The 26896-nt window shown below is 44.8% G+C and carries 21 protein-coding genes; 6 read left to right on the forward strand and 15 right to left on the reverse strand.

Annotated elements, in window-relative coordinates:
• The 3 genes from AC3A8L_RS04010 to AC3A8L_RS04020 all read left to right on the forward strand — a co-directional run.
• The coding region (locus AC3A8L_RS04010; protein ID WP_487960943.1) for a Pls/PosA family non-ribosomal peptide synthetase at positions 1-3114 on the forward strand (3114 nt) is incomplete at its 5' end.
• A gap of 174 nt (positions 3115-3288) precedes the next feature.
• On the forward strand, positions 3289-4350 hold the full coding sequence (locus tag AC3A8L_RS04015) for a hypothetical protein (RefSeq protein ID WP_487960944.1): 1062 nt from the start codon (positions 3289-3291) through the stop codon (positions 4348-4350).
• A gap of 157 nt (positions 4351-4507) precedes the next feature.
• The gene (locus tag AC3A8L_RS04020; RefSeq protein ID WP_487960945.1) at positions 4508-4930 is read left to right on the forward strand and encodes a hypothetical protein; all 423 of its coding nucleotides are present in this window, start codon (positions 4508-4510) and stop codon (positions 4928-4930) included.
• Between the two features lie 32 nt (positions 4931-4962).
• On the opposite strand, the gene AC3A8L_RS04025 is transcribed toward AC3A8L_RS04020, so the two are convergent.
• The 11 genes from AC3A8L_RS04025 to AC3A8L_RS04075 form a co-directional block, all read right to left on the reverse strand.
• Positions 4963-5238 carry a hypothetical protein gene (locus AC3A8L_RS04025; RefSeq protein WP_487960946.1) on the reverse strand — a complete coding sequence of 92 codons (276 nt, stop codon included), beginning with the start codon at positions 5236-5238 and terminating at the stop codon, positions 4963-4965.
• Positions 5239-5412: 174 nt separating this feature from the next.
• On the reverse strand, positions 5413-6768 hold the full coding sequence (gene glmU, locus AC3A8L_RS04030) for a bifunctional UDP-N-acetylglucosamine diphosphorylase/glucosamine-1-phosphate N-acetyltransferase GlmU (RefSeq protein WP_487960947.1): 1356 nt from the start codon (positions 6766-6768) through the stop codon (positions 5413-5415).
• A 98-nt stretch (positions 6769-6866) separates the two neighbouring features.
• A complete protein-coding gene (locus AC3A8L_RS04035) occupies positions 6867-7292 on the reverse strand; it encodes a F0F1 ATP synthase subunit epsilon (RefSeq protein WP_487960948.1) in 426 nt (141 codons plus the stop codon).
• Between the two features lie 52 nt (positions 7293-7344).
• Complete coding sequence (atpD, locus tag AC3A8L_RS04040; protein ID WP_487960949.1) at positions 7345-8745, reverse strand: F0F1 ATP synthase subunit beta; 1401 nt, start codon at positions 8743-8745, stop codon at positions 7345-7347.
• A 54-nt stretch (positions 8746-8799) separates the two neighbouring features.
• Positions 8800-9660 (reverse strand): F0F1 ATP synthase subunit gamma, encoded by an 861-nt coding sequence (gene atpG, locus AC3A8L_RS04045; RefSeq protein ID WP_487960950.1) that lies wholly within the window; start codon positions 9658-9660, stop codon positions 8800-8802.
• 50 nt (positions 9661-9710) lie between these two features.
• Positions 9711-11255 (reverse strand): F0F1 ATP synthase subunit alpha, encoded by a 1545-nt coding sequence (gene atpA / locus AC3A8L_RS04050; protein WP_487960951.1) that lies wholly within the window; start codon positions 11253-11255, stop codon positions 9711-9713.
• Between the two features lie 43 nt (positions 11256-11298).
• Positions 11299-11835, reverse strand: coding sequence for a F0F1 ATP synthase subunit delta (locus AC3A8L_RS04055; RefSeq protein WP_487960952.1), 537 nt, complete (start codon positions 11833-11835; stop codon positions 11299-11301).
• Positions 11836-11847: 12 nt separating this feature from the next.
• Positions 11848-12318 carry a F0F1 ATP synthase subunit B gene (locus tag AC3A8L_RS04060; RefSeq protein ID WP_487960953.1) on the reverse strand — a complete coding sequence of 157 codons (471 nt, stop codon included), beginning with the start codon at positions 12316-12318 and terminating at the stop codon, positions 11848-11850.
• Positions 12319-12367: 49 nt separating this feature from the next.
• Positions 12368-12610 carry a F0F1 ATP synthase subunit C gene (gene atpE, locus AC3A8L_RS04065; RefSeq protein WP_487960954.1) on the reverse strand — a complete coding sequence of 81 codons (243 nt, stop codon included), beginning with the start codon at positions 12608-12610 and terminating at the stop codon, positions 12368-12370.
• 95 nt (positions 12611-12705) lie between these two features.
• Positions 12706-13620, reverse strand: a complete 915-nt coding sequence (gene atpB / locus AC3A8L_RS04070) for a F0F1 ATP synthase subunit A (RefSeq protein ID WP_487960955.1) — start codon at positions 13618-13620, stop codon at positions 12706-12708.
• Between the two features lie 76 nt (positions 13621-13696).
• On the reverse strand, positions 13697-14071 hold the full coding sequence (locus tag AC3A8L_RS04075) for an ATP synthase subunit I (RefSeq protein ID WP_487960956.1): 375 nt from the start codon (positions 14069-14071) through the stop codon (positions 13697-13699).
• A gap of 630 nt (positions 14072-14701) precedes the next feature.
• On the opposite strand from AC3A8L_RS04075, the gene AC3A8L_RS04080 reads away from it, so the two are divergent.
• A complete protein-coding gene (locus AC3A8L_RS04080; protein WP_487960957.1) occupies positions 14702-15874 on the forward strand; it encodes a hypothetical protein in 1173 nt (390 codons plus the stop codon).
• 62 nt (positions 15875-15936) lie between these two features.
• The gene (locus AC3A8L_RS04085; RefSeq protein WP_487960958.1) at positions 15937-16806 is read left to right on the forward strand and encodes a hypothetical protein; all 870 of its coding nucleotides are present in this window, start codon (positions 15937-15939) and stop codon (positions 16804-16806) included.
• On the opposite strand, the gene AC3A8L_RS04090 is transcribed toward AC3A8L_RS04085, so the two are convergent.
• Entirely contained in the window at positions 16803-18761 is a 1959-nt protein-coding gene (locus AC3A8L_RS04090) for a DNA topoisomerase III (RefSeq protein ID WP_487960959.1), read from the reverse strand. The genes AC3A8L_RS04085 and AC3A8L_RS04090 overlap by 4 nt on opposite strands.
• A gap of 78 nt (positions 18762-18839) precedes the next feature.
• On the opposite strand from AC3A8L_RS04090, the gene glnE reads away from it, so the two are divergent.
• Positions 18840-21812, forward strand: a complete 2973-nt coding sequence (glnE, locus tag AC3A8L_RS04095; protein WP_487960960.1) for a bifunctional [glutamate--ammonia ligase]-adenylyl-L-tyrosine phosphorylase/[glutamate--ammonia-ligase] adenylyltransferase — start codon at positions 18840-18842, stop codon at positions 21810-21812.
• A gap of 348 nt (positions 21813-22160) precedes the next feature.
• On the opposite strand, the gene AC3A8L_RS04100 is transcribed toward glnE, so the two are convergent.
• The 3 genes from AC3A8L_RS04100 to AC3A8L_RS04110 form a co-directional block, all read right to left on the reverse strand.
• The gene (locus tag AC3A8L_RS04100; RefSeq protein WP_487960961.1) at positions 22161-22607 is read right to left on the reverse strand and encodes a hypothetical protein; all 447 of its coding nucleotides are present in this window, start codon (positions 22605-22607) and stop codon (positions 22161-22163) included.
• Positions 22604-23575 carry a hypothetical protein gene (locus AC3A8L_RS04105; RefSeq protein ID WP_487960962.1) on the reverse strand — a complete coding sequence of 324 codons (972 nt, stop codon included), beginning with the start codon at positions 23573-23575 and terminating at the stop codon, positions 22604-22606. Before AC3A8L_RS04105 ends, AC3A8L_RS04100 begins: the two co-directional genes overlap by 4 nt.
• 154 nt (positions 23576-23729) lie before the next feature.
• Positions 23730-26885: a DEAD/DEAH box helicase gene (locus tag AC3A8L_RS04110; RefSeq protein ID WP_487960963.1), complete on the reverse strand. Its 3156-nt coding sequence runs from the start codon at positions 26883-26885 to the stop codon at positions 23730-23732.
• Between the last annotated feature and the right edge of the window lie 11 nt (positions 26886-26896).

The following is a 26896-nucleotide window of genomic DNA, read 5'->3' on the forward strand; positions in this document are numbered from 1 at the left end:
GGCCCCACCGAGGCAACCGTAGTCGCGACAGCTGCAATTTGCCATGCCGGCCAACCCGTAACAATTGGTCGCGCCTTATCGGGCTATAAAACGTATATTTTAAATTCGCAGCTTGGGCCGGTTAGTGCAGGCGAAGAAGGCGAGCTTTGCATCAGTGGGCCAATATTGGCGCGTGGTTACATTAACCGCCCCGAGCAAACTGATCAGGTTTTTGTCCCCAATTCCTATTCAACCTGCGCGGATGATGCCCGCTTATACCGCACCGGCGATTTAGTCCGCGAAAACGCCGAAGGCAATATCGAATTTATCGGCCGGATTGATTCGCAAGTTAAAATTCGCGGCTACCGCGTTGAATTGTCTGAGATTCAAGCTGTAATCGAAGAAAACTCCAACATTCAAACCGCCGCCGTTAAAGTGGTAGAGCAAGACGGGGTGCAGCATATTGCCGCCTTTGCTGTTGTGCAGAATGCGCCATTATTTGAGCAAGCCGAGCTTCGGCAGTGCATTGCCAACCGTTTACCCAAATATATGATGCCGACTTTTTTTGAGCTGCTCACTGAAATGCCCGTTTTACCCAGCGGTAAAACTAACTTAAAGGCACTACCAGCCCCTACCCAACGTTTTGCCAATAATGAGCGCGACATCATATCGCCCGAAACCCCTAACGAAGAAATGCTGTGCCAGCTGTGTCGTAACCTCTTTAATAGCGAAGCGATATCGATAGAGGATAATTTTTTTGACGACTTAGGAGGCCACTCATTATTGGCCGCAAAATATGCAGGTACTATTCGCTACGAACTGGGTTATGCATGCATGTCCATACGCGATGTTTTTGCATTCCCTACCGTGCGAGGGTTAGCCGAGGAGCTTTCTTCCCGAGAACACAGCCCTTCGGCAGGCGACCAACATGAAGGCCCCTGCGCCGCCGAAAAAAATTATCACTCGCTATCAACGCTAACAAAAATTGCCGTTCCAATCGCGCAAGGATTGGGGATTTACGCCATCTACGCACTTTTTTCAGGCGTCTTCGCTGTGCTATTCAATAAGGTTCAGCTTTATATATCTGGGGAATTACCCGTCAGTGATATTGCTATTACAGGTAGCCTTTTAGTTCTATTGTCTTACCCCGCATTACTCGGCTTATCGATTGCTGCCAAATGGTTGCTGATAGGCCGCTATAAAACTGGAAATTATCCAGTCTGGGGCAGCTATTATTTACGTTGGTGGTTAGTGACACGCATCCAGCAATTCAGTGGCTCACATATTTTGTGTGGATCACCGCTCATGGTGTGGTACTACAAATTGATGGGCGCGAAAATAGGACAGCGTGTCTATCTGGATACGAGTGTAACGATGGCGTTTGATTTAGTAACAATCGGTGACGATACAAGCGTTGGAGCGGATACCCATATTTTAGGCTTCAGGGTTGAAGAGGGGCTTCTAAAAATTGCACCGACCACTATAGGCAAACATTGTTTTATCGGTATTCACAGTAATATTGGCCTGAATACTAAAATTGATGACGACTGCCGTATTGAAGACTTTACACACATACCCGATGGCGCTCACTTAAAGCACGGCACAGCCATGGCAGGCTCACCCGCTAAAGCCATTAAAATTACATTACCCGTGGATGAACTTACCGTTAATGGAAATGCAAACGCGCCCATGTTGGATCCAGCAACAAACAAAAGCGTTGTTATGTCTCTGCTCGCGCTCTATAGCTTTTTTATTATTAATGCGACTTTTGCTGTAACCATTACAGCCGGTGCTATGTGGATATTTTTGAATTATGGCTTTTCCGGTACCTTGTGGGCCGTGTTGGCTGGCGCACCGATTGCTTTAGTTGCGTTTAGCTTAATGATTGTGGCCATTAAGAAAATTGTTGTTCCCAAAGCCCTAGCAGGTACTTATCCGGTAGCCGGTAACTTTTATTATCGAAAATGGTTTTTAGACTTATTTATTAAAACTCACCGCGCACTTTTTATTCCTATGTATGCCACGCTGTATTTACCGACCTTTTTACGGCTATTAGGTGCCAAACTTGGGAAAGGCGTAGAGATTTCTACCGTTGCTAATATTTCACCCGAGCTTATCGAGGCCGGCGATGGTTGCTTCTATGCGGACGCCGCTATTATCGGGGGTAAGCGTGTACATGGTGGCTACTTCCAAATTGATATCTGCAAAATCGGTCATCGGACATTTATTGGCAATAGCGCGATGCTGCCCATTGGAACAAATATTGGTGACGAGTGTTTAGTTGGCTGCCTTTCTACGCCACCTGCCGATCACAATGTTCACAATAAACCTATTGCCGAAAATGATCAAAAATGGCTGGGATCACCACCGATTAAACTCAGTAACACCCAATCTTTTGGCGGCTTTGACGACAAGTATTTGTACAGCCCAACACGAAGCTTATATATTCAACGCTATATCGTCGATACCTTTAGAATATTATTACCGACCTATATTGCCAGCGCAGCTTATTTGGCGGCTTGTTTTATTATTTGGGGGTTATCACAAAAGATAACCGGCATCGCCTTTTTTGCACTGTTACCTTTAGCCTTTTTTGGCTTGGTGCTCGCAACCATCGGAACTGTGATTGTATTTAAAAGTATTATCGTTGGCGCATTCAAACCTATTGTTAAACCACTTTGGTCACCTTACGTATGGTTCAATGAAGTCGTAAACGCGCTGTACGAAGCCGTTTATACGCCATGTGTTTCAATATTTTGTGGCACACCTTTCCTTAAGTATTTTATGGGCGGTATGGGTGTAAAGATTGGTAAGCGTGTTTATATTGATAGCCTCCTATTTTCTGAATTCGATTTAGCCGATATCGGTGATTACGCCGCTTTAAATACTGGCTCTACAATACAAACCCACCTTTTCGAAGATCGCATAATGAAATCGTCCTATCTTAAAATAGGTACAGGCGCGAGCATTGGGAATATGTCTGTCGTGCTGTATGACACCAATATTCAAGAGGGTGCCATTATCGACCCGCTATCACTGGTGATGAAAGGTGAAACAATTCCTGCACACACCCGCTGGCAGGGTATTCCTGTACAAAAGGGACGAGGAAACAATATTTCATCCACTAATACTTGATCTCGACCTCCTTACCTTCGTTGCTCAAAGCGTTACATGCCCCGGCATGCGCCCCTTTAAGCGCCTCGATAAGAAAGCCGATCTCTTCGCCTAATTGGATAAACTATTATTGCCTCGCCCCTAAAGTCGGTTAATCCATATACGTATTTCGAATAGATGTTTTAAGTGATCTTCATGAAATTATTCTGCTGTACTGCAACGGACTGTAAAGTATTATCAGCCTTTGCCCTTATTTTAATATCGCTTGCAATATCTTCACAAGCGCACGCAAAAGTACTTAAAGATTGGCTGTATTGGAATAGCTATGCCGAACTAGAAAGCTACTCGATACAAGCACCTGATAACCAATATGAATCTGGAGCTGATGTCTCTTTAGCCTCAACGGGTTTTGACGCTTATTACGGAAAATGGAGCGGCCATATTTACGGTGTATACCGTGAAGGTTCGGAGGCATCCGCTGAAATTGAGCGGGTGCAATTAGCGTGGGCACCAATAAACTGGTTAACATTATCGGCAGGGCAAAACTATTTGCCCTTTTCGTATATCGATACTTTAAGTGTATCTTATGCCCCCACCGCAAGCTTGGGTCTAACCTTTCGTGAAAACATTACGTTATCAATGCACTCCGAACATTTTTATTTTTCGGCTTATACCTATAAAACAAATTTAAAACACTGGAATCTTGACTTAGAAGAAGGCGCCACCGAGGATTCTCTCGATCACTATGGTGCTGACTTTACAATTACATTACCTGGCAACGTGCTGACCCTTGGCGCAAGCTATATGTCCAACCTAGGGGATAGCGATTTATTCGCGGCTGTTTTCCCCTCGGCTGAATACATCACAGAAAAAACACCCGTTTCGGCTGTCTATGCCTCTCTCTTTTGGAAGCGCCTAGGTATTATTATTGAAACAATCGAAGCCAATAATGCATTCAGCGAATACGAATTTTATGGTTATACCGAGGGGTTACAGCCTAGAGCAACAAACGCCGAAATAGCGCTTTATGCAAGCCCAAATAGCTGGGCACTATTTGGCTACCGCACCACCCACGAAGCCGAATTTACCGGTCTATCGGCCGAAAGCTATGTATTAAGCTACACCAATGCCTTCTATAACAAACGCGCACATATCGGTTTTGAGGTTAATTTAGCAAAATCGTATGCCTGTGAACATACTGGATACCGGCGCTTAAGTACGACGGGGTTTGCTTTTAAATTGGCTTTAAGCTATTAATTTTTCACACGAAATTATTATAAACTTAGACTTTACAGCCCTTTAAATTTTTACCCAATACTGAAAATCGGCGCAGATATGAACTGTTCGATTTTCAGCCTATTGCCGCATGAGGTATTTAATGCCAAAATTGTAAAAAATTAAACAGGGTGCCCACGTGGAAGACAGTAAAAGATTAATACCTCATATCCCTAACTTTAGATTCCCAGAACAATCTCTTTCTACATTAACGCAGCCTGTATCATCAATAGCGCCAGAAGCACTCAACGAATACCGAAGTGCTTCTACCTTCATGAAGGCCATTGCTAACGAGGCTATGATGTGGAAGAAACAGCTGCCGGAAAATTTTATTCCGGCCATATTGGCCATTCTTCCGGGCGGAATGAAAATTGATGTTCACTCCTTATCCCAAGTCAGCTTTCACGGTATTCGCATTGAAGGTGAATTGAATGGCGCACCGTGCTCTTTGCTTGCTCATCAGTCTTCGGTTCAAATTATGTGTTTTGGCCAAGAAATTATAGAACCGATAGAGCGTCGGCCTATTGGTTTTATTTGGCCAGACAATGATATTAAGGTGTGATGATATGCGCGGATATACGAGGGGAGGGATGCTTAACCTCGCTTTATACGCACAACCTTCATCATTTCAAACGTCATACCTGCAACGGTTTCCTGCTCGATATAATAAGTCATGTTCACCCTTGCTCCCTTCAAGCTGAGATACTTGCCTTTACGCTTGAATTTAAAGGGAACATCACAATCCTCGACCATAACCGTATGTAAGATCCATTCGCCTTGATCTCGCTGAACGTGCGACACAACCTTCAACATTTCCGAATGAATGAGTTTATTGTTTTTTTCTAACAGCTTTTTAGGGTCTGACTGCATAGTTAGTCTCCTGTAGCTCTCATGTTGAACCCATAAGCTCAAGGCAGCTTTTAACCGTCGAGCGATTAATGTGTGAGCGTATTTTATGCCTGTGGAAACCGACCGGATTTAATAAGCATAACGCAACACCCCACCCCTATAATCAGTGGGGTAGGGGATTGGAGGGCTGGCTCACTATTTTTTTACAGGCCTCACCCAACCGCTAATACTTTTTTGCTTAGAGCGCGCTAATACCAACTCATTCTCGCTAACATTCCGCGTAATTGTCGATCCGGCAGCGATAGTTACACCACTTTCGATATTGATAGGTGCAACCAAGGCCGTATTTGAACCGACAAACACGCGATCGCCGATCTTGGTTTTGTGTTTATTGGCACCATCGTAATTACAAGTAATGGTACCTGCACCTACGTTAACGTCCTCGCCTAGTTCGGCATCACCGACATAGCTCAGGTGGTTAACTTTACTGCCTTTACCAATAATCGCGTTTTTAGTCTCAACAAAATTGCCGATTTTCGCTTTATCAGCAAGTTGGCTGCCTGGTCGCAAGCGGGCAAAGGGGCCGATATCACAATAAGATTGCAGCACAGAGTCTTCGATAATACAGTTAGCTTTCACGGTGGTGTTATCGCCGATAGTGCTGTTGATAATGACCGCATTAGGTCCAATGCTAACACCGTTACCCAGTACTACATCGCCTTCAAAAACGCAGTTAACATCGATGACGCAATCATTGCCACACACTAATGTGCCACGGCAATCAAAGCGAGCGGGGTCTAGGAGTGTTACGCCGTTATCCATCTGAGCATTGGCCATTTCACGCTGATAAATACGCTCTAACTCAGCCTGTTGCTGACGATTATTCACACCCATCACTTCCCAGCTGTGTTCAGGCTGCACAGTATTGATCACAACACCCTGTTGAGCCGCCATGGCGATAATGTCTGTGAGATATAACTCACCCTGTGCATTATCGCTGTTGAGCTGAGGTAGCCATTGCTTCAAGTGTTTAGCGCTCACAGCCATGACGCCTGTATTAACTTCTTTAATAAGAAGTTCTGCGCCACCCGCATCTTTGTGCTCAACAATCGCTGTGATAGCACCCTTTTCGCGCACGATTCGGCCATAGCCCGCAGGGTCTTTTAAATCGACGGTAAGTAAGCCCATGCTATCGCTACTAACCAAAGCGTTTAAGGACTCAATCGTAGCTTCTTGGATTAGTGGTACATCGCCATACAATATCGAAACAATACTGTCATTTTCGAGATGCTCCAATACTTGTGCAACAGCATGGCCTGTGCCCAATTGTTGGGCCTGCACAACGCTGTGGATATCTTTTTGATTAAAGTGTTGATTAACCGTTTCTGCCCCATGCCCAACCACTAAATGTATCGTTTTAGGCTGCAATTTACGGGCTTTTTCGACAACGTGCTGTAAGAACGGTTTTCCCGCCAAACTGTGCATAACTTTGGGGACAGCTGATTTCATACGGGAGCCTTTACCGGCTGCCAAGATCACCACTTCTAGCATTGTGATTCCTTTTGTGTCGCGTCAATACTTAAATAAAAGTCATAAAAAAGGGCAGCCTTAGCTACCCCCTTAATTACATACTTGAATGACCTGAGTCGTTATTTTCCGGTTTTTTTGCGTATCGCTTGTAGTGTACGCAGCTGGGCAGAGGCTTCCGCTAATTGAATAGCAGCACGGGAGTAATCGATCTCGCCGCTTTGGTTGCTCAATGCTTGCTCTGCATGCTTTTTAGCTTCTAACGCTTTTGCTTCATCCATATCACCCGCGCGTAATGCGGTATCGGCTAATACAGTGACTGCATGAGGCTGAACTTCAAGGAAGCCACTATTAATATAGTAAATTTCCTCTTCGCCACCTTGTTTTCTAACACGGATAGGACCAGGTTTAAGCGACGTAAGTAGCGGAGCGTGGCCGTAGCACACACCCACTTCACCTTCAGAACCGCTCGCAACGAGCAGTTCTACAAGGCCGCTAAAGAGTGAATCTTCAGCACTTACAATGTCGCAATGAAATGTCATTGCCATTTTCTATTCCCCTAACGTGGGTTAAACCCTATCAGTTTAAGTAAGTGAATACTTACTTAAACTTCTTAGCCTTTTCAATAGCTTCATCGATGGTACCAACCATGTAGAAAGCTTGCTCAGGAAGGTCATCGTAGTCACCGGCTAACAAGCCTTTAAAGCCTGCAATGGTATCTTTCAATGAAACATACTTACCTGGAGCACCAGTGAAGATTTCCGCTACGTGGAAAGGCTGAGACAAGAATCGCTCAATCTTACGCGCACGGGTTACAGTCAATTTGTCTTCTTCAGACAATTCGTCCATACCCAAAATCGCAATGATGTCTTTTAGCTCTTTATAACGCTGAAGAACAGTCTGCACGCCACGAGCGATGTCGTAGTGATCTTGGCCAATGATTAATGGGTCAAGCTGACGCGAGGTTGAATCCAGTGGGTCAATCGCCGGGTAAATACCTTTAGCCGCAATGTCACGACTCAGTACAACGGTTGAATCCAAGTGAGCAAAGGTTGTTGCTGGCGATGGATCGGTTAAATCATCCGCAGGTACATATACCGCCTGAATCGAGGTAATAGAACCTGATTTAGTCGAAGTAATACGCTCCTGAAGAACACCCATTTCCTCAGCCAATGTAGGCTGGTAGCCTACCGCTGAAGGCATACGACCCAACAATGCAGAAACCTCGGTCCCCGCAAGGGTGTAACGGTAGATGTTATCGACGAACAATAGTACGTCTTTACCTTCGTCACGGAATTTTTCAGCCATGGTCAAGCCCGTTAAAGCAACACGCAAGCGGTTACCGGGTGGCTCGTTCATTTGGCCGTAAACCATCGCAACTTTCGATTTGCTGAACTCTTCAACGTTTACAACGCCGGCTTCCTGCATTTCGTGGTAGAAATCGTTACCCTCACGAGTACGCTCACCAACACCCGCAAATACAGACAAACCTGAGTGAGCTGTTGCGATGTTGTTGATTAATTCCATCATGTTTACAGTTTTACCAACACCGGCACCACCGAATAAACCGACTTTACCGCCTTTAGCAAACGGACAAACCAAGTCAATAACCTTAATACCGGTTTCGAGGAGGTCGTTGCTCGCAGCAAGATCATCATACGCTGGCGCTTTACGGTGAATAGCAGCACGCTCTTTTTCACCAATTGGGCCACATTCGTCAATAGGGTTACCTAGGACGTCCATGATACGACCCAGTGTTTCAATACCCACTGGTACGCTGATCGGCGCGTTAGTATTCTCTACTGATAAACCGCGGCTTAGACCTTCTGAAGAACCCATCGCAATGGCACGGACAACACCGTCACCTAATTGCTGCTGAACTTCTAAAGTCAAACCTTTTGAGGCTATCGTTAATGCTTCGTAAACCTTTGGTACGGCGTTACGTGGAAATTCCACGTCAATCACCGCGCCGATAATCTGCACGATTTTTCCGCTACTCATTTGAGGTTCCTCTAAAATTAAATTTTTAAACCTTAAAACACACGCCTGCGCGGTTTAAACCGCTGATGCGCCGCTTACAATCTCAGAAAGCTCTTGTGTAATGGCCGCTTGACGGGCTTTGTTATACACAAGCTTGAGGTCATCAATTAAGTCGCCTGCGTTATCAGTTGCGGATTTCATTGCAACCATTCGCGCAGCCTGCTCACAAGCGCAGTTTTCAACAACCGCTTGATAGACCTGACTTTCGATATATCGCACGAGCAGACCATCTAATAAATCACGAGCTTCTGGCTCGTAAACATAGTCCCACGCGTGTTTTAGTTTATTGTCATCTTCTGCTTCTAGCGGCAATAGCTGCTCGACAGAGGGTGACTGAGTCATTGTGTTAACGAATTTATTACCCACTAAATACAGCTTATCGATCTTGCCTGTACTAAAGGCATCGAGCATCACTTTGATGCTACCAATGAGATGTTCTAAGCTTGGGTCTTCGCCAATATCACGCACAGAAGCAGAAACATTACCGCCAACGCTCTTAAAGAACGCCATTGCTTTAGCCCCTATCAAACAAAAATCTGACTGAACATCTTGTTCGGCCCAGTTTCTGCTGTGAGCTACCGCCTTTTTAAAAACGTTAATGTTTAAGCCACCACACAAACCGCGATCACTAGAGACAACTATGTAACCTACGCGCTTAACTTCGCGCTCTTCAAGGTACATATGCTTGTACTCAGGATTCGCATTGGCAATGTGACCAACCACGCTGCGCATGCGCTGTGCGTAAGGCTTGCCTTTTTCCATGCGGTCTTGTGCTTTACGCATTTTACTCGCCGCCACCATTTGCATGGCGTTGGTGATCTTTTGCGTATTGGTAATACTCCCAATCTGGGTACGTATCTCTTTTCCGCTAGCCATATTAATTCCCGCAAATTGAGAGGAGGGCAGTCGCCTTCCTCTCTAGACCATTACCAAGTCTGCGTTGCTTTAAAGGCTTCTAGGCCTTTATTGATGCCTTGCTGAATCTCGTCGTTGTAACCACCGGTGCTGTTGATAGTATTCATCAGCTCAGTGCACTCAGAGTTAAAGTAAGCAAGCAATGCAGATTCAAAGTCACCAATCTTATCGACGCTAATATCTTTCAAGAAACCTTCGTTAGCGGCGTAAAGAACAACAGCCATCTCACCAATAGATTGTGGCGAGTACTGCTTTTGTTTCATCAATTCGGTAACACGTTGACCGTGCTCCAACTGAGATTTGGTCGCTTCATCAAGGTCAGAAGCAAACTGCGAGAATGCGGCTAATTCACGGTATTGAGCTAATGCGGTACGGATACCACCAGAAAGCTTTTTAACCACTTTAGTCTGCGCTGCACCACCAACACGAGAAACCGAAATACCCGCGTTCATCGCTGGGCGAATGCCGGCGTTGAAAAGGTTAGTTTCAAGGAAGATCTGACCATCGGTAATCGAAATTACGTTGGTTGGTACAAATGCTGATACGTCACCGGCTTGGGTTTCAATGATCGGTAGTGCGGTTAAAGAACCGGTTTTCCCTTTCACTTCACCTTTAGTGAAGTCTTCAACATATTTTGCATTTACACGCGAAGCGCGCTCAAGTAAACGAGAATGCAAATAGAAGACATCACCAGGGTAAGCTTCACGGCCTGGTGGACGCTTCAACAACAATGATATTTGACGGTAAGCCCAGGCTTGTTTGGTCAAATCATCATAGATGATCAAGGCATCTTCACCACGGTCACGAAAATATTCGCCCATAGTACAACCAGCAAACGGTGCCAAAAATTGCATCGCTGCAGGGTCAGAAGCGGTAGCGGCAACAACAATGGTGTGACCCATCGCGCCGTGCTCTTCTAACTTACGTACAACGGCCGCAACCGAAGACGCTTTTTGACCGATGGCAACATAGATACACTTAATGCCAGTGCCTTTCTGGTTGATGATGGCATCAACAGCAACGGCAGTTTTACCGGTCTGACGGTCACCAATAATCAACTCACGCTGACCACGACCGACAGGAACCATGGCATCAATCGCTTTAAGACCAAGCTGTACAGGTTGGTCAACCGATTGACGTGCAATTACGCCCGGTGCAATTTTTTCAATGGCGTCTGTCTTACCGCTATTGATTGGACCCTTGCCATCGATAGGCGTGCCCAATGCATCAACAACGCGACCTAAAAGCTCTTCACCTACAGGTACTTCCAAGATACGGCCAGTACACTTACAGGTTTGGCCTTCGGCTACACCTTTATAGTCACCCAGAACAACAGCGCCAACGCTGTCTTGCTCTAGGTTCAAGGCAATACCAAAAACACCGCCTTCAAATTCGATCATTTCGCCGTACATAGCGTCGGCAAGACCGTGAATGCGGATAATACCGTCAGTAACAGACACAATTGTGCCTTCGTTCTGTGCGGTAGTTGCAACGTCTAAACTATCGATACGTTGCTTAATAATTTCACTGATTTCAGAAGGATTCAGCTGCTGCATGCTCTAATTCCTCAGTCCTCGTACATCGGTACAGGAGTTCAGGTTATGAGTTCATGGCTTCAGCCAATTTAGCCAAACGGCCTTTGACTGAACCATCGATTACGGTATCACCCGCGCGAATTACGGCGCCACCTATTAAACTCTTGTCGATGTTGCTTTCAAGAGTTACGACACGGTCGAGCTTTTTCGTTAAAGCGATTACCAAGTTGGATTGTGCTTCAGCCGATATTTCAAAGGCTGTGGTCACTTCCACATTGATCGCTTTTTCGAGCTGCGATTTAAGGTCGAGAAATAGGGTTTGTATAAATGGCAATAAAGCCAAGCGCTTGTTGTCGGCGAGGACACTAACAAAGTTTTTGAACTTGTCGCTAAGCTCGCTACCGCAGACATCGGTAAACGCAGCGCTTTTTTGCGCTGCAGTTAAACCGGGGGCTGTCAGCAGTTGCTTAACCTTTGGCTCGCCAGAAACGGCCGCTGCGACTGCTAATGCTTCGGCCCACTCACTGAGTTGGCTGTCTGCACGAGCAGATTCAAAAGCGGCACGCGCGTAAGGGCGTGCGAGCGTGGTTAATTCTGCCATAACAGTCTCCGCTTATAGCTCTGCGGCTAGTTTGTCGAGCATGGCGCCATGTGCACTAGCATCAACGCTGCTACCAAGAATTTTCTCGGCGCCAGCAATGGCTAATACAGAAACTTTGCCACGAAGCTCTTCGCGCGCTTGGCTAACTTCACGATCAACTTCTGCACCAGCGGCAGTTTTGATTCGCTCAGCTTCCACTTGCGCTTGTGCTTTAGCTTCATCAACGATTTGGCTTGCACGCTTATTCGCTTGCTCAACAATCGCTGAGGCTTGCTCTTTCGCTACGCGAAGTTGCTTGCCTGCTTGCTCTTTTGCTAACTCTAAGTCTTTGTCGGCTCTTTCGGCATCCTCTAAACCTTTAGCTATGCGCTGCTCACGTGTTTCCATTACGCCGATAAGCGCAGGCCACACAAACTTCATGCAAAAAAGCACGAAAGCTATGAAGGTAATAGATTGACCGATTAGCGTTAGGTTGATATTCACACCAACACCTCTTGCGTTAAATTGTTGATAAAGTCAGTTTTGCCAACAATTAAGCAATGCCAGGCGCGACAACGAAGATCAAGTACATGCCGATACCTACACCGATCATTGGAACTGCATCCAATAGACCAGCCATAAGGAACATTTTGCCCTGCAACTGAGGTGCTTGCTCTGGTTGACGCGCAGCGCCTTCCAAAAGTTTACCACCCAATGAACCAAAGCCGATTGCGGTACCTAATGCGCCTAAACCGATCAAAAGTGCTGCTGCAATGTAAACCAACGATGCTGCCATTGTTTTATCTCCAAGTAAGTTAAAAATTAAAAGTTAAAAATGAAAAAACGAACAAAAAATGAATATCAAGACCGCCTTAGCGGCCTTGAGAAAACTTAGTGATCTTCACCAGTATCATGCGCCATAGCCATGTATACCGTTGTTAAGACCATAAACACGAAGGCTTGAAGGGTGATAACCAAGATGTGAAATACAGCCCAACCCCACTGCAATAAGCCAGCAAATAAACCCAGTATCGCACCAGCACCAAACATAATCGCAATCAAAATAAAGATCATTTCACCAGCGTACATGTTTCCGAACAACCGTAATCCTAGCGAAATCGGCTTGGCGATGAGGGAAACAGTTTCTAAAATGAAGTTCACCGGTATCAGGAAGATATCGATATAGATTTTGCCACTATGAAAAGGGTGCAGTGTTAACTCTTTAATAAAGCCAACAACTCCTTTCTCTTTTATTGAGAACAAAATCATAAGTACAAACACGGTTAGCGCCATGCCTAACGTTGCATTAGGGTCTGTAGTAGGTACCACCTTAAAGAAGACGTGATCATTACCCGATACGACCTTAGCCACCTCTGGTAGCCAATCGACAGGAATCAAGTCCATCAGGTTCATCATAAACACCCATGCAAAGATGGTTAAACCCATCGGAGCAATCATCTTGTTTTTATGATGAAAAGTGTCTTTTACCGTATTGTTTACAAACTCAACCACAAGCTCAACAAAGCTTTGCAAGCCCGTTGGTTTGCCTGTGCTTGCGTTTTTAGCAACACGCCAAAATATTAGACTGAATAAGGCACCCAAAACGAGCCCCCAGCCTAATGTGTCTAAGTGTAAACACCAAAAACCCATATCCGCCGCTTCTTGCGAGCTATGCGCTATTACCCACGAATCTTCTACAACAGAAGATCCATCAGTGCGCACATAACCAGCAGGTAGTTTGCCGTATGCTAAGTTTTGTAAGTGGTGTTGAATATAGTCCGTAGAGGTAAGAGCTTCACTCGCCATAATTAATTCAATGTTTCAAAGTTAAAAAACTGGTTTTAGCGCAAGTTTTACGCTCGCGGTCTATTGACCTGCAGAGCTACTTAGCAGCTGTGTGGCTTTTACTGACGAACATCGCGACCACAAGGTGTGCGGGAATCATCAAGCAAAAACCTACAAATAAAGCGGATACTATTAACGATTTTACAAATACAAACGCCAATGCAAAACCCATTGCCATAAGGGCTAACTTTCCGGCCTGCCCCCGGTAAAACGACCGAGCCATCAATCCAGCCTGCTTACTTCCCTCATAACGAAATGCATACAAGGTGAAATACAAGCTCGGAAGGGAGAATATTAAGCACCCCCAAAAGACAGACTTCGCTATTTGAGCGCCCCAGTAGCCAGCAACCGCTGTAAACACTAAGGATGCTATCGATAAGCCAGCAAAAACAATAACTAAAGGACGCTGCACCTACCCACCTATTTTTCTCACAACCTAACTTTCAGCATCGCAGTACATTTAACGACGGCGATCAAAATTTGGTCTACTCAAAAAGCGCGAGAATTATAGAGTTTATGTTGTAGCTATACAACAGCTGACTTTGCTCGAGTGCAATTTTACACTCATAAGCAAAATGTAGTGGTACATGTCTGTTTATTGTTAGTCAGTATTAACGAGAAGCCATTTTTGGCTACCCCACGTCCATTTATGGCAAAATTTACTTACATATCCAGATTAAACAAGGCCCAATAAACCGCTTCAATCACTGTAACGACGTGACGTATTCACCATTTTGGCGTCGGGTAGGTCTATTTTTGTCCTATTTTGCGACAGATTTCTGGTTTAAGCTGTGGTTATACGGTGCGATCTCACGCACAATAGCCCCAGCTGATCCGGCACGCGATTGCACCTCTACACAGAACAATGATGTAGAAAGCATCTAATTTGTGGGTGTTATGGCCTGAAGCGAACAAATTTTGCACAATGTGATCTGGTTTTACGCACTACAGCAAAAAATCATGCATCATCCACCTTGTGCCACAACAATAATTCAATGTGTTCCAACAAATAAAGTGAACACAGAGGAAAAGAGGAATGATAATGAAATACCGTAACGCACTCTTAGTTGCTGCAGTGGCCTCTGTTGCTGTTGGCTGTGGTGGTAGTAGTAGCAGTGATGGTGGAGGAAAAAACCCACTTAGTGATCCTGATAATGTTTTAATTACAGGGATCGAAGGTTCAGACCCCTATACTCACCGCGCTCTTGCACAACTTCTAGGTGGTGCTTTCTATGAGCTGATCAATACTACCTCTACAGTCTTTAAGTCTGTTCAAGGTGCAACAAATACCAACGGTACTATGGGCAAGGTTATAGGCCCGGTAACACAAAGCGTTAAGCCAACTGCAGGCTTAGCTATAACTCCTGGCGTTGAATGCTCTGAAGGCGGTCGCTTTGACGCTGAAATCGCCATTGAGTTTGATGGTGGTTCATCTGATTTGGACTTAGAAATACTTTCAGAGCAACCAATTGACGCTGGTATTAGCTTTACTTACAACATGTGCGACGAGCCTACTCACGCCTCGTATATCGAAGATAATGATCCAAGTACAACAAATGAGCCTGTATTTGAATTTGACGTTGACGGGAACTTAATTCACAGTATTTACCATGGTGTTTTCGCTGTATCATTTCGAACCACCACTGGAGTAGATAATAACGCAGATGACTACTCGATTAGCGCATCCATTGAAATGAAAGACTATTTTATTCAGCGTTACAGTGAAGGCTCTACCCCAGGTCGTCCAGATATTCTAAATGGTAAGGTAGATGTTTCATTAGTGACCGTTGACGGCTCTGACTACGTGATATCCTTGTCTACAAACTTAACCAATAACAATAACTCAACAGGAAAAGGCTTTGTAAATACCTCATTCCTAGCTGACGGCGAAGTAACCCTTACAGATGAGTTCGCATTTGAAGCTTACGATCTATCAATTAGCGGTACTATAAGGGATTTTTCGGTAGACGGTAATTCTGACTATCAAGTATATAGTCTCGAGAACTTAATAGGTTCTGGCTCAGATACTAATTTGTTAGATCTTTTGCCGCAACCGTCACAAGGTAAGTTGGCCATTACCACGCGTGCAGGTGACGCATCTACCGCAACAGTGACTGAGACTGGCTTATATATTGAATCTCTTATTAACGGTGTTGCAGAAACATCAACGTGCACATGGGCCGAAATTAATGATAATAAATGTGGCGATGAATAACATTTAGTTTTTGTGAATTAAAAAGGCCTGCTATTGCGGGCCTTTTTTGTTTAAGGATTAAAATGATAAATAGAATTCTTATTATTTCTACTCTTATATTATCAACAAACCTGCAAGCCCAAAGCTCAGGCAGCCACAACGGTTATATAGAGACAGGGTCTTTGGATTTTAACTGGAAAGAGTTCCATAACAAGAACGACAACCCTTTTGATGACGAGACTGAGGTTGAAGCCGAAGTCGTGGACGAAAGTGGGCGCTTAACGGCTCTACATTTAGGTTATAAATATATACTCCCTAGTGGTAACTACTTCTTTTCAACAAATATCAGCCAAGAAAAGGGGAGCGTTGATTATTATGGCCGTATTCCAATCCCCGGCATTCGAAATGATTACTATGAAAGTCTAACCACGAATTACAATATTAATTCGTTAGAGGCCTCTTTTGGAAAGCACTTTAATTCTCATTATATAAAGCCTCTTATCGCTATCGTTGGCGGGTACTCTAAGAGAAAGCGCAGAATTAACGGAATGGAGCAATCAATTAGCCCTATTGACGGTAAAACAAGGAGTGTAGCCACGATTAACGAGCATATGTCGTATTTATATTGGGCTGCGCTTCTCGATATTGAGTTATTCTCTTGGAATAACATCTCTGCCGGCGTTGGCGCTAAATATACTCGTTCAGTTAACACTGAGCAGGAATTTGTAGACGATGATCTCACCATAGACCTTAAGCCAGTTATTTCTACAGAACTATTAGCATCCATTAACTACCAATTTTCACCAAGCTGGGAAGCAGCTTTACACCTTAAAAAAATAAGATCCAAGATGGATAAGAGTAATGAGGTAGCCTCAGGGCCATTCTTAATACACCAACCACGCTCCGAAGAAGACCACACCTACCTAGGCCTACGCTTACAAAAAACCTTTTAGCCTTTAGCCGCTGAACGCACTCGCTGTGTTTGTCGGCCTTTTGAGGGTGATGCTTTTTTCTTAAAGGTGCTACGCTTTTTAGGCACAGCACCCTTTAACCCCGAAAATTTTGCTGCCTCAACTGAGTTCATCATGGCAGGTAATTGATCTGTCAAACCTGCCATAAACACGCTATAACTTGCCTGCTTTTGCGCAATGTCATTCAACTTCGATTCCCATTCAGCCGTCATATCTGGTGTTGTAGCGCGCGTTGGTAAACTGGCAATTAACGCTCTTCCCGCCTCTGTGGATAATATGATCTTGCCTTGCCGTTGAATAAAGCCCCGCTGAACCAACAAATCAAGAATTCCTGCACGGGTTGCCTCTGTGCCTAAGCCATCCGCCTCTTTAAGAATTTTTCTAATTTCAGCATTTTGCACATAACGCGCAATGCCCGTCATGGCTGTAATCAAACTCGCGTCAGTAAAGGCTTTAGGTGCTGATGTGTTCTTTTCTGTAACCTCGCCAGCCTCGCAAAATAGCTCGTCATTAACCTTAAGAGTTGGTAGATATTCAGCGGTATGGCGATCCTCTTTAGATTCTTTTTTATGCACAGGGAATAACACTTTCCAACCGTTATCCACAATGCATTTCGCTTTAGCCAAAAAATCCCCTGTGTGTATTTTTACTTTGACTTGGGTTTCATCGTATTTATGAACAGGGTAAAACTGCGCTACATACTGCCTCGCAATCAATGAATAAACATTGGCCTCTTGATCACTCAATTGTGCTCGCGATAGTTTGCGCTGCGTGGGAATAATAGCGTGGTGAGCCGTTACATTTTTATCGTTCCAGGCTTTACTCTTTAAGGATAAGTCTGCTGCCGAACAAGCGCTTTTTAAGGCATCTGTATTTTGGCTTATAGCCTGCAGAACACCGGAAGCCTCTTTGTAATGATCCAACGGTAAATAGCGACAGTCAGAGCGGGGGTAGGTGATCAATTTGTGTTTTTCATACAAACTTTGGCACACATCCAATACAGCCTTAGCCGTTAACCCGAACCGTTTAGAAGCGTCAACCTGTAAGCTAGAAAGGCTATAAGGCAAAGGGACTCCCTGAGATTTACGCTGTTTTTTTACATCACTAACAACTCCATTTTGGCCCGTAATCCGTGCAGCAACATTTTCGGCTAAAGGCTTAGATAATAGTCGGCCCTCTTCGTCACAATATTCTTCACAAGCTTTGCTGGGTAGCCACTTTGCGTAAAACGGTTCTTTGCTTTGAGTTTCTAGCTTTGCGAATACCTCGTAAAAGGGTTTGCTCACAAAATTGGCAATTTCAGCGTCGCGCGCAACCACTAAACCTAAAATCGGCGTTTGCACTCGCCCAACAGACAACACGCCACTAAAACCTTGCTGCTGACCTTTTAGGCTGCATAAGCGCGTCATGTTGATGCCGTATAACCAATCTGCACGTGAACGGGCTAAAGCAGAAGAGGACAACGCCGCAAATTCTCGGTTGTCTTTAACCTGCGTTAACGCTTTGGCAATCGCCGAGGTGTTTAAGTCGTTAATCAAACAGCGCTCTATTGGCTTACCGCTTTTCACCGCACCCGCATAGTTCAGTACTTCGTCAACAAGTAACTGCCCCTCACGATCTGGATCACCAACATGCACTATAGATGAGGCTTTTTTTATTAATTTTATTAATATGTTGAGTTGTTTTCGGGTTTTAGGTTTCGGTTGATACTGCCAAGTTGTGGGGAGTATGGGTAGGTGCTCTAAGCGCCATTTTTTAAACTCTGGATTGTAGTGCTCAGGCTCTGCTAGCTCCAATAAATGACCAATACACCAACTCACCACATCGCCATTGGCTAATGTAATGCAACCATCTTCCCTTGCAGAAGTTGATTTAGAGGGCAATGCTGTGGCTAATGCACGTGCTAAACTCGGTTTTTCGGCGATGTATAATTTCATACTGTAAACCTAAAACAATTGACTGGTTAAGTGTACAGTAAAGTTGTTGGGTTTGCGCTAGAACAAAAGAGACTATAAATGGCAGATTCACAAACTTCTCTGATTCAACTTCAATCGTTACTCACTATTCCGCAAGAAGCACCGGATAGCTCACGTGCCAATGAAGCCGCTCAACAATGGTTAGAAAAGTTATCACCGGCCAACCTATCGGCATTACTCAAGAGTCAACCAAGCCATTGGCACCAACAGTGGCAGCATACGCTTGCGTGTAGTCTGTTTGCCCGCAGCCAACTATTACAGCTGGAGCAAGCCTCTCCTACACTGCTAGCGATTTTGCCCGCACTGAATACACACTGGACACTTAACGACTACCAACAATCATTGCAACAATCCCTTGCATCTCCCCTGGATGATATCAGTTTAGATTCAGGCATCCGGCAGTGGCGAAATATGATGATGGTGAGGTGCATATGGCGAGACCTTAATCGCATAGCCTCTACGTTAGAAATTACGAAAGAACTCACCCTAATGGCCGACGTTGCAGTTAATTATTCACTTAATTACCACTACAACGCGATGATAAAAGGCAAAGGTATTCCTGTTAATGCGCATAATCAAGCGCAACCCATGTTAGTAATTGGCATGGGGAAACTTGGCGCTTACGAACTCAATTTAAGCTCGGATATTGACCTTATTTTTGCCTATCCAGAATCAGGCCAAACAACACCCAGCCCAACAACGGGCAAGGTTATTAGTAACCAAGAGTTTTTTACTCAACTCGGACAAAAACTCATTAAAACACTCGATGCACCCACAGTAGACGGCTTTGTATTTCGTGTGGATATGCGTTTACGGCCTTACGGCCAAAGCGGCGCGCTGGTGAGTAACTTCGACGCCCTCGAAAACTACTACCTAACCCAAGGTCGTGACTGGGAACGCTATGCCATGGTTAAAGCGCGCGTCATGGCATGCTCAGCCGGTAATGTGTCGAACTGTATTCCTTCAGTAGAAGCCACCGACGAACTCATGGCATTACTGCGCAGCTTTACCTACCGCAAGTATGTCGATTTTTCAGCGATTGAAGCCTTGCGTGACTTAAAAACGCGCATTCGCCAAGAGGTCAAACGCCGTCGCCTTAAAGGCAACGTCAAACTCGGGGAAGGGGGCATACGAGAAGTCGAATTTATTGTACAAGCCCTGCAGCTCATACGCGGTGGGCGAGACAGCCAATTACAAACCCCCTCATTAGTCAAAGCCTTAAACGCACTGGTTGAGCTTAAGGCCATACCTGCCGATATTGCCGACCAACTTTTACAGAGTTACCTCTTTTTACGCAATGCAGAGCATGCAATACAGGCGTGGCAAGATAAACAAACGCAGGACTTACCCACCGAAGCCAACAGCCAATGGGCGCTAGCTAAGGCTATGGGCACACAAAGCTGGCCTGAATTTGAGTTGCAGCTTAACCAGAATATGGCGTTTGTGAGCCAGCAGTTTGGCGAAGTTATCGCCGATAAAGACAATAACCAAAGTACTCAAGCAACCCAGCAATGGCGCTCTATTTGGAATGAAACACGAACACAACTGGTAACAGAGTTACTGGATAGCTTAGATTTTGACTGTGCCGATAGCGCAGCTCAAGCGCTCAGCAGCTTGCACCAAGCTCCACAAGTGCTTGCCACCGATAAAACCGGCGCCGATAGGCTCAATCGTTTTATACCGCTACTCCTTCAAAAACTGAGTGCCCGCCCACGTGCAGGCCAAACGCTGCAACGCCTGCAGCCCTTTATTATCGCGATTGCCCGCCGCAGCGCTTACATCTTACTATTGATAGAAAACCCAGCAGCACTAGAGCAGTTAGTTCTTCTTAGCGAAGCCAGCCCTTGGATTCCCGAGCGCCTTACCGAATACCCCGCACTGCTTGATGAATTACTCAGCCCAACCAACCTGTACCAAATACCCAATAAAGACGAGCTTAGCGCCGAACTCACCCAAACTATTTTACGTATTCCAGAAGACGACCTAGAACAGCAAATGGAAGCCTTGCGCTATTTTAGGCATGCTCATGGGCTAAAAGTCGCAGCGTGTGAGGTTACCAGTAAATTGCCACTCATGAAGGTAAGTGATTATCTCACCGAGCTAGCCGAAGTCGTTTTAGCCTACGCCCTCGACTTGGCGTGGCAGGAGATGTGTCGTAAGCACGGTTTACCCGGCGGCCACCAAGGTAATAACGAACCTAATTTTATTGTCGTGGGCTACGGTAAACTTGGCGGTATTGAACTTGGCCATGGCAGCGACCTGGATTTAGTGTTTATCCATAACGCCGATTCGCAAAAAGAAACCCAAGCGGCAGAAGGTCAGCGTTCACTCGACAACCTTACTTTTTACACCCGCATGGGGCAAAAACTCATTTCATTGCTCGATACCAAAATGCCATCGGGCACCTTATACGAAGTGGATATGCGACTTAGGCCATCAGGCAATTCTGGCATGCTAGTAAGCACGCTTAGCGCTTTTAGCAAATACCAAAGCGATGCAGCCTGGACATGGGAGCATCAAGCTCTAGTCCGCACCCGCGTGGTTGCAGGTAATGCACAACTGGCAGAAGATTTTGCCACCGTTCGCAAAACAATACTCAGCCGCCAGCGCGATTTAACCAAGCTCAAACAAGACGTCACCGAAATGCGCCAAAAAATGCGCAAGCAGTTGGGCAGTAAAAATAAAGAAGAACAAGACGGTCAATTTCACATTAAGCAAGATGCTGGCGGCATTGTCGATATTGAATTTATTGTGCAATATCTCGTCCTAGCCCACGCATATCAATACCCAGTACTGGTTGAATGGTCAGACAATATTCGTATTTTGGAAGTTATTGGGCAAAGTGGTTTACTGAGTGAAACACAAATAACAACGCTCATCGAAGCTTATAAAATATTGCGCTCAGAGACTCATAAACTGGCTTTGCAACAAGATAGTAATAAGATAGATGGGGCAGGGTTTGAAGTTTTGAGGGGGGATGTGCAGGAGGTTTGGCGGGAGTTGTTGGAGTAGGGTGAATTAAGCGTAACACTGACTAGATCTCAGCCCATACGGTAAATTTTGTTCAAAAACACCGTAGCAATTCTCCTAAACTAATGGGGCCATGTAAGTTCCACTCAGCTCCTGCCTCTTAGGTTTTGACAAAACTTACCGTATGGGCCTGACCTAGAATATTTGTAACTATTCAGCCGTACATGAATAGGCCGGCAAACTGATCATTTTCTGGGCCGCTCAAGCCATCCATGGGCGCTATGCAAGCGTTCCTGACGCTTGAATGCCCAGAAAAAAATCAGTTCGCCTGTTGAGTAAGCATGATTTCGAGCCCATCTGAATAGTTACGAATATTTTTACTTGCAGTCCCTAATAAAGCGGTTTGGCTTCACACCATGATGGTGTTAATGATTGTTCAACGATATTAATACTACAGGTCACTATAAATGCCGAACCTCGAGAAAGAGAGCCATCGATTGTATAAGTAAATGTGGTGTTATTAATTGCGTACTCACTAAATTCAATAAAAGAAAAATCCGTTCTGGCATCAAATGCGTTTGGGTAACCTGAAACGTTAACCTCACAGAGACTCATTTCTGAATGCGCTTGCGCATTGCGATAACTCAGAGTGACCTTAGGGCAAGCCTCTGAGACCTCCATATCCTGATGCAATACTTTTAAACTGATATTTTTGTCGCTAAAAGCGTATTCATGACCAGATATTAAATCGTCAACATTGGCTTGGGGCTTCTCTTCAGAAAACGTCGAACACCCAGCAGCAAGGATCAATGAACTTAGCGTTAAATATCGAATCATTCTGGAGTACCTGTTGGCTGATTGTGCGATATTTTGGCCCCGTCATTACCTGATTGAATGACAGCCTTCCCCTTTTTGCGCTTCTCTTTGCTAACCTGATCCAAATACTCTTTGCGTAAATCAAAGCGATTAGTTGGCCACAACTCCCAATTCTTTTTTTCAATAATTATTTTTTTCAAATCATCAAAATCATTATTACTAACAGATTTCTGTATTTTTTTTCGGCTATTACCGGTGTAGTCTCCCCTAAAGCGTAGGTCAACAAGTATGTCTAGTATTGCAGGGTCAAGTTCATCCCAATTGGTTTTTCCGTAAGCTTTTATAACACTAGTTTTATTTCCAATTCTTTTAACATCGGCAGTAATATCTTTATAAACGTGCTCAAATAGTGTTAGTTGTGCTTGTGCGCTAATTTCAAAATCGAGTAAATCTTGGTCAATTATGAATTGACGCGCCGCCAGCCCTTGTAAGCCAGCCGCTTGACTAATTTTTGTAGCAGTACTGCTAGGAATAGATACTAAGGAGAGGTGCTTCTTTATTTCAGCAGTTGAACGCTGCTTAAGATCATAGCCTCGCCCAATGGTCAATCCGGATGTATTGCTAGGGACGTGTAATACTCGACTATGGTACCTACCGCCCTCACTACCTTCAGCCTTCCAAGTCAGCTTCCCGTTTGAAGGAGGTAGTATTGCAACATGAGTTCGCGTTGACTTCATGAATGCGACTAAACTTTTAAAGCTACCCGAATTACTACTTGTAACCTGACCATCCGGTGTTAGGTTTTTTTGATGATCTTTCTGATAATTACTTATTTCTTCAATAAATGATGCATCACATTTATCAGTGATCGCTGTTATCGTTAGCTTTTTGTTACGTCGATAAACATTAATTAGAGATCGAATAAGCTTAACATCAGATCCAATGTTTTTCCCTTTCTCTCCAACTGAATTGGTTATGGCAAGTTTCACTATAATTCCTTTATGTGATTTTTAATTTTCACCGATGCTAGCATAGCTCCAATACTTATAGCAAACAGTGACCGAGATGACCTTACATCGTTTTTGAAAGCCCTGACCAAAACACCAAATCACAAACCCTAAGCCCGTACCAACATTTATCCACCTACCCCAACAACGCCAATAACTCATCGCTTGATTTAGGCAATTTTGATTTTTGTGTGCCGTCGAATAGTGCGTCAGCCAAAGCTTTTTTATCCGCTTGTAGGGCTTGGATTTTTTCTTCTACGGTGCCTTGTGCCACCAGTTTATACACAAAAACGGTTTTATCTTGCCCTATGCGGTAGGCGCGGTCGGTGGCTTGCTCTTCTACGGCTGGGTTCCACCATGGATCTACGTGAATTACGGTATCTGCAGCCGTAAGGTTAAGGCCCGAGCCACCGGCTTTTAGGCTAATCAGAAAAATGGGCGTATCGCCAGCCTGAAACTGCTTAACCAGCTCGCCTCGATTTTTGCTGGCACCGGTTAGCTTAATGAAGGGGATTTTGGCTTTATTTAGGTCATCCGCAATAACTGCCAGCATCGATACAAATTGCGAGAACACCAAAACGCGGCGGCCTTCTTGCACCATTTCTGGCAGGGTTTCTTGTAACCAGCTGCGTTTGGCTGAATTTTTCACTTTTTTAGCTTGCGCTAATTTTACCAGCGAAGGGTCGATACAGGCTTGGCGCAGTTTAAGTAACGCATCTAAAAATTCAATATGACTTCGCTTCGCGCCTTTTTCTTGGAACAGCTGGCGCACATGTTTTTCCATGCTGTTGCGAATACCCTCGTAAAGCTTGCGCTGATCTTTTTCTAGATGCACGTGCTGCACTATCACATTTTTTGGCGGTAACTCTTTGGCAACATCACTCTTATAGCGGCGCAACATAAAGGGAGCGACTTGCTTGGCAAGGCGCTGATTAGCGCTATCGTCCTGCTCGTTTTCGATTGGTTTACGGTAGTGCCTGTTAAAATATTCTTGCTTGCCCAATAAGTTAGGCAGGGCAAAGTCCATAATCGACCATAGCTCGCCCAAGTGGTTTTCCAGCGGTGTGCCCGTTAAAGCCAAACGCATATTACCTTGTAACTGGCGTGCAGCGCGCGTTGTTTTGGCGTTTGCATTTTTAATGGCTTGCGCTTCGTCTAAAACGACAACATCAAAACAATGTTGTTTAAGTATTTCAATATCGCGCTGTAATACGCCATAGCTGGTCACGATTAAATCATAATAGGGGATATCTGGAATATCCTCTTTGCGCTCTGGCCCGTGCAGTATCAATACACTTAAACCCGGCGCAAAGCGCTCGGCTTCGCTTTGCCAATTCCATAAAAGGCTAGTAGGCGCTATGATCAAGCAACCATTATTTAGCTTGCGGCCACTTTTTAATTTTTGCAGTAAAGCAAGAGTTTGTAAGGTTTTACCTAGACCCATATCATCCGCTAATATTCCCCCGAGCTGGTGCTGCTGCAAAAAATTTAGCCAATTAAGGCCCTCTTGCTGATATTCACGTAACTGGGCATTCAGCCTTTTAGGTACAGCAACAGGCTTAATGCCTTTAAAATTTTGTAATTGTTTTTTAAGCTTTTTAAAATTTGGGGCACGCCTTTCGTCTAGCTCATCAAACTCTTGCAACATGGGTACGCGGTAGGGCGGCAAGCTAATGGCTTCGCCAAATTTCTCACCCGAATAAAGCTCTTCAAGGGTTTGTGTTAAATGGCTAAATTGCTGCATCTCTATAATGTGCCATTGGCCAGCGTGCTGAATCATCAGCTGCTTTGGGAAGCCATCGGAAAACCAGCGTTGTAACAACGTTTGACTATTAATGTCGAGGCCGTCAATTTGCAAGCTAAGGGCCATACTAAACCAGCCATTGTCTTGATCGCCAACCTCTGTCAGTAAGCTAGCATCACGCTCAGTGGGCGGCTGATAACTTGCATCAGTGGTGCAAAGCCAGCCACGTTTTTCACATATATCAGCCAATTTAGGTAATGCAGCTTGCCAGCGCACAATGCGCTGGGCATCATCAAAACTAAAAATCATCCAGATTTCTTTATAACTTTTTTCAACCTCTAAGCTATCAAATTCCGCTTTAAAACCTAGTATTTCCAGTACTCTTATGGCATCCAATTCCGCTTTACCATCATAAGTAATACGGTAATGCTGACCATTCTTTTCATGCCTTTGGTCTTTATTCAGTAAATCAAAGCGGTGCCAGCCAACGTCAAAAGAAAAATCACCGTAATGTACTTTCAACTCTAACCCAGGGAATTGATTGCGGGCGCATAGAGTCAATTCAAACCTTGCTTCGGTTAAATGAATCTCTAATAACTCGGGTATGTCGGGCTGTATTTTTGTTGGTAGGCCACTAAAAAAGGCGCTATGCGTCTCTGTCATTTTATTTAGTGGCAACTCTGGCATGGCCTGCAATAGTGCTAACTGCTGCCCGTTCACCCATGAATTTAAGGGCCCAAGAGTATTATTATCGCGATACCAAGATCGCTGAGCAGGGTATATTTTCGCTTTGGGTAAGCCTTGCACACTTAACTCGCAACCCAAGCTATCGGCTTTTTTTACCCAGTGGATATCTAACGGTTGCAGGCTTCCCAATGATAAGGGCGTAGCATCTGCCTTGCTTCTAGAGGAATGGCTGTCGTACAAGCGGCCGCTTTCTAAGGCTAACTGCAGCATCAAACCACTAATATCATCGTCAATAGTTTGCGCCGTGTCATCCACATACTGGCTTTCCCATAACTGTGCTATTTTTTGATCAAACACATCTCCGTCGTAATGGTATTCATCACAGGGAACAAGGTTCAGCTCGTCCTCCCCCTGATAGGATAAATCCACTACAGGACTTAAGCATAAGCGCTGATTTTTTTCCTCTAACAAGTAAAAAACCGCTGTATCTAAGGCTTTTCTAGGCTGTTCCTCTAGTACCGACTTACACTGCTGCAACCAACTGTCCTGTGGCGATGACGAGGAGGTTTTAGCTGAAGCAGAAAGCCGGCGTGCGGGTTTGGCCGCCTTCATCGCCAATACAACGGCCACCGTATGCTTGCAATTCAAAGAGTAAGGGCAGCTGCATTGGTACTGAATGCGTGCATTCGATAATTTGATACTGACTTGATATTTATCGCCACGGCTGCCAATAACAAGACTACTAACGCCGTTGTGGCTGTATTTTAAGTTCCCGACCGCCCCTTCATTGAATAGGCTTTTACCACGCTGCCAAATAGCAGTACTAAAGTGGTTACTTTGGACCTTATCTAGAAGAGACATATCGAATAACT

The organism is Marinagarivorans sp. (assembly GCF_982758155.1).

Bases quoted from the DNA above. Each gene is read 5' to 3' on its own strand.
- AC3A8L_RS04015 (WP_487960944.1), top strand. From the start codon at position 3,289: ATGAAATTATTCTGCTGTACTGCAACGGACTGTAAAGTATTATCAGCC.
- AC3A8L_RS04025 (WP_487960946.1), bottom strand. From the start codon at position 5,238: ATGCAGTCAGACCCTAAAAAGCTGTTAGAAAAAAACAATAAACTCATT.
- glmU (WP_487960947.1), bottom strand. From the start codon at position 6,768: ATGCTAGAAGTGGTGATCTTGGCAGCCGGTAAAGGCTCCCGTATGAAA.
- AC3A8L_RS04035 (WP_487960948.1), bottom strand. From the start codon at position 7,292: ATGGCAATGACATTTCATTGCGACATTGTAAGTGCTGAAGATTCACTC.
- atpD (WP_487960949.1), bottom strand. From the start codon at position 8,745: ATGAGTAGCGGAAAAATCGTGCAGATTATCGGCGCGGTGATTGACGTG.
- atpG (WP_487960950.1), bottom strand. From the start codon at position 9,660: ATGGCTAGCGGAAAAGAGATACGTACCCAGATTGGGAGTATTACCAAT.
- atpA (WP_487960951.1), bottom strand. From the start codon at position 11,255: ATGCAGCAGCTGAATCCTTCTGAAATCAGTGAAATTATTAAGCAACGT.
- AC3A8L_RS04055 (WP_487960952.1), bottom strand. From the start codon at position 11,835: ATGGCAGAATTAACCACGCTCGCACGCCCTTACGCGCGTGCCGCTTTT.
- atpE (WP_487960954.1), bottom strand. From the start codon at position 12,610: ATGGCAGCATCGTTGGTTTACATTGCAGCAGCACTTTTGATCGGTTTA.
- atpB (WP_487960955.1), bottom strand. From the start codon at position 13,620: ATGGCGAGTGAAGCTCTTACCTCTACGGACTATATTCAACACCACTTA.
- AC3A8L_RS04080 (WP_487960957.1), top strand. From the start codon at position 14,702: ATGAAATACCGTAACGCACTCTTAGTTGCTGCAGTGGCCTCTGTTGCT.
- AC3A8L_RS04085 (WP_487960958.1), top strand. From the start codon at position 15,937: ATGATAAATAGAATTCTTATTATTTCTACTCTTATATTATCAACAAAC.
- AC3A8L_RS04090 (WP_487960959.1), bottom strand. From the start codon at position 18,761: ATGAAATTATACATCGCCGAAAAACCGAGTTTAGCACGTGCATTAGCC.
- glnE (WP_487960960.1), top strand. From the start codon at position 18,840: ATGGCAGATTCACAAACTTCTCTGATTCAACTTCAATCGTTACTCACT.
- AC3A8L_RS04100 (WP_487960961.1), bottom strand. From the start codon at position 22,607: ATGATTCGATATTTAACGCTAAGTTCATTGATCCTTGCTGCTGGGTGT.
- AC3A8L_RS04110 (WP_487960963.1), bottom strand. From the start codon at position 26,885: ATGTCTCTTCTAGATAAGGTCCAAAGTAACCACTTTAGTACTGCTATT.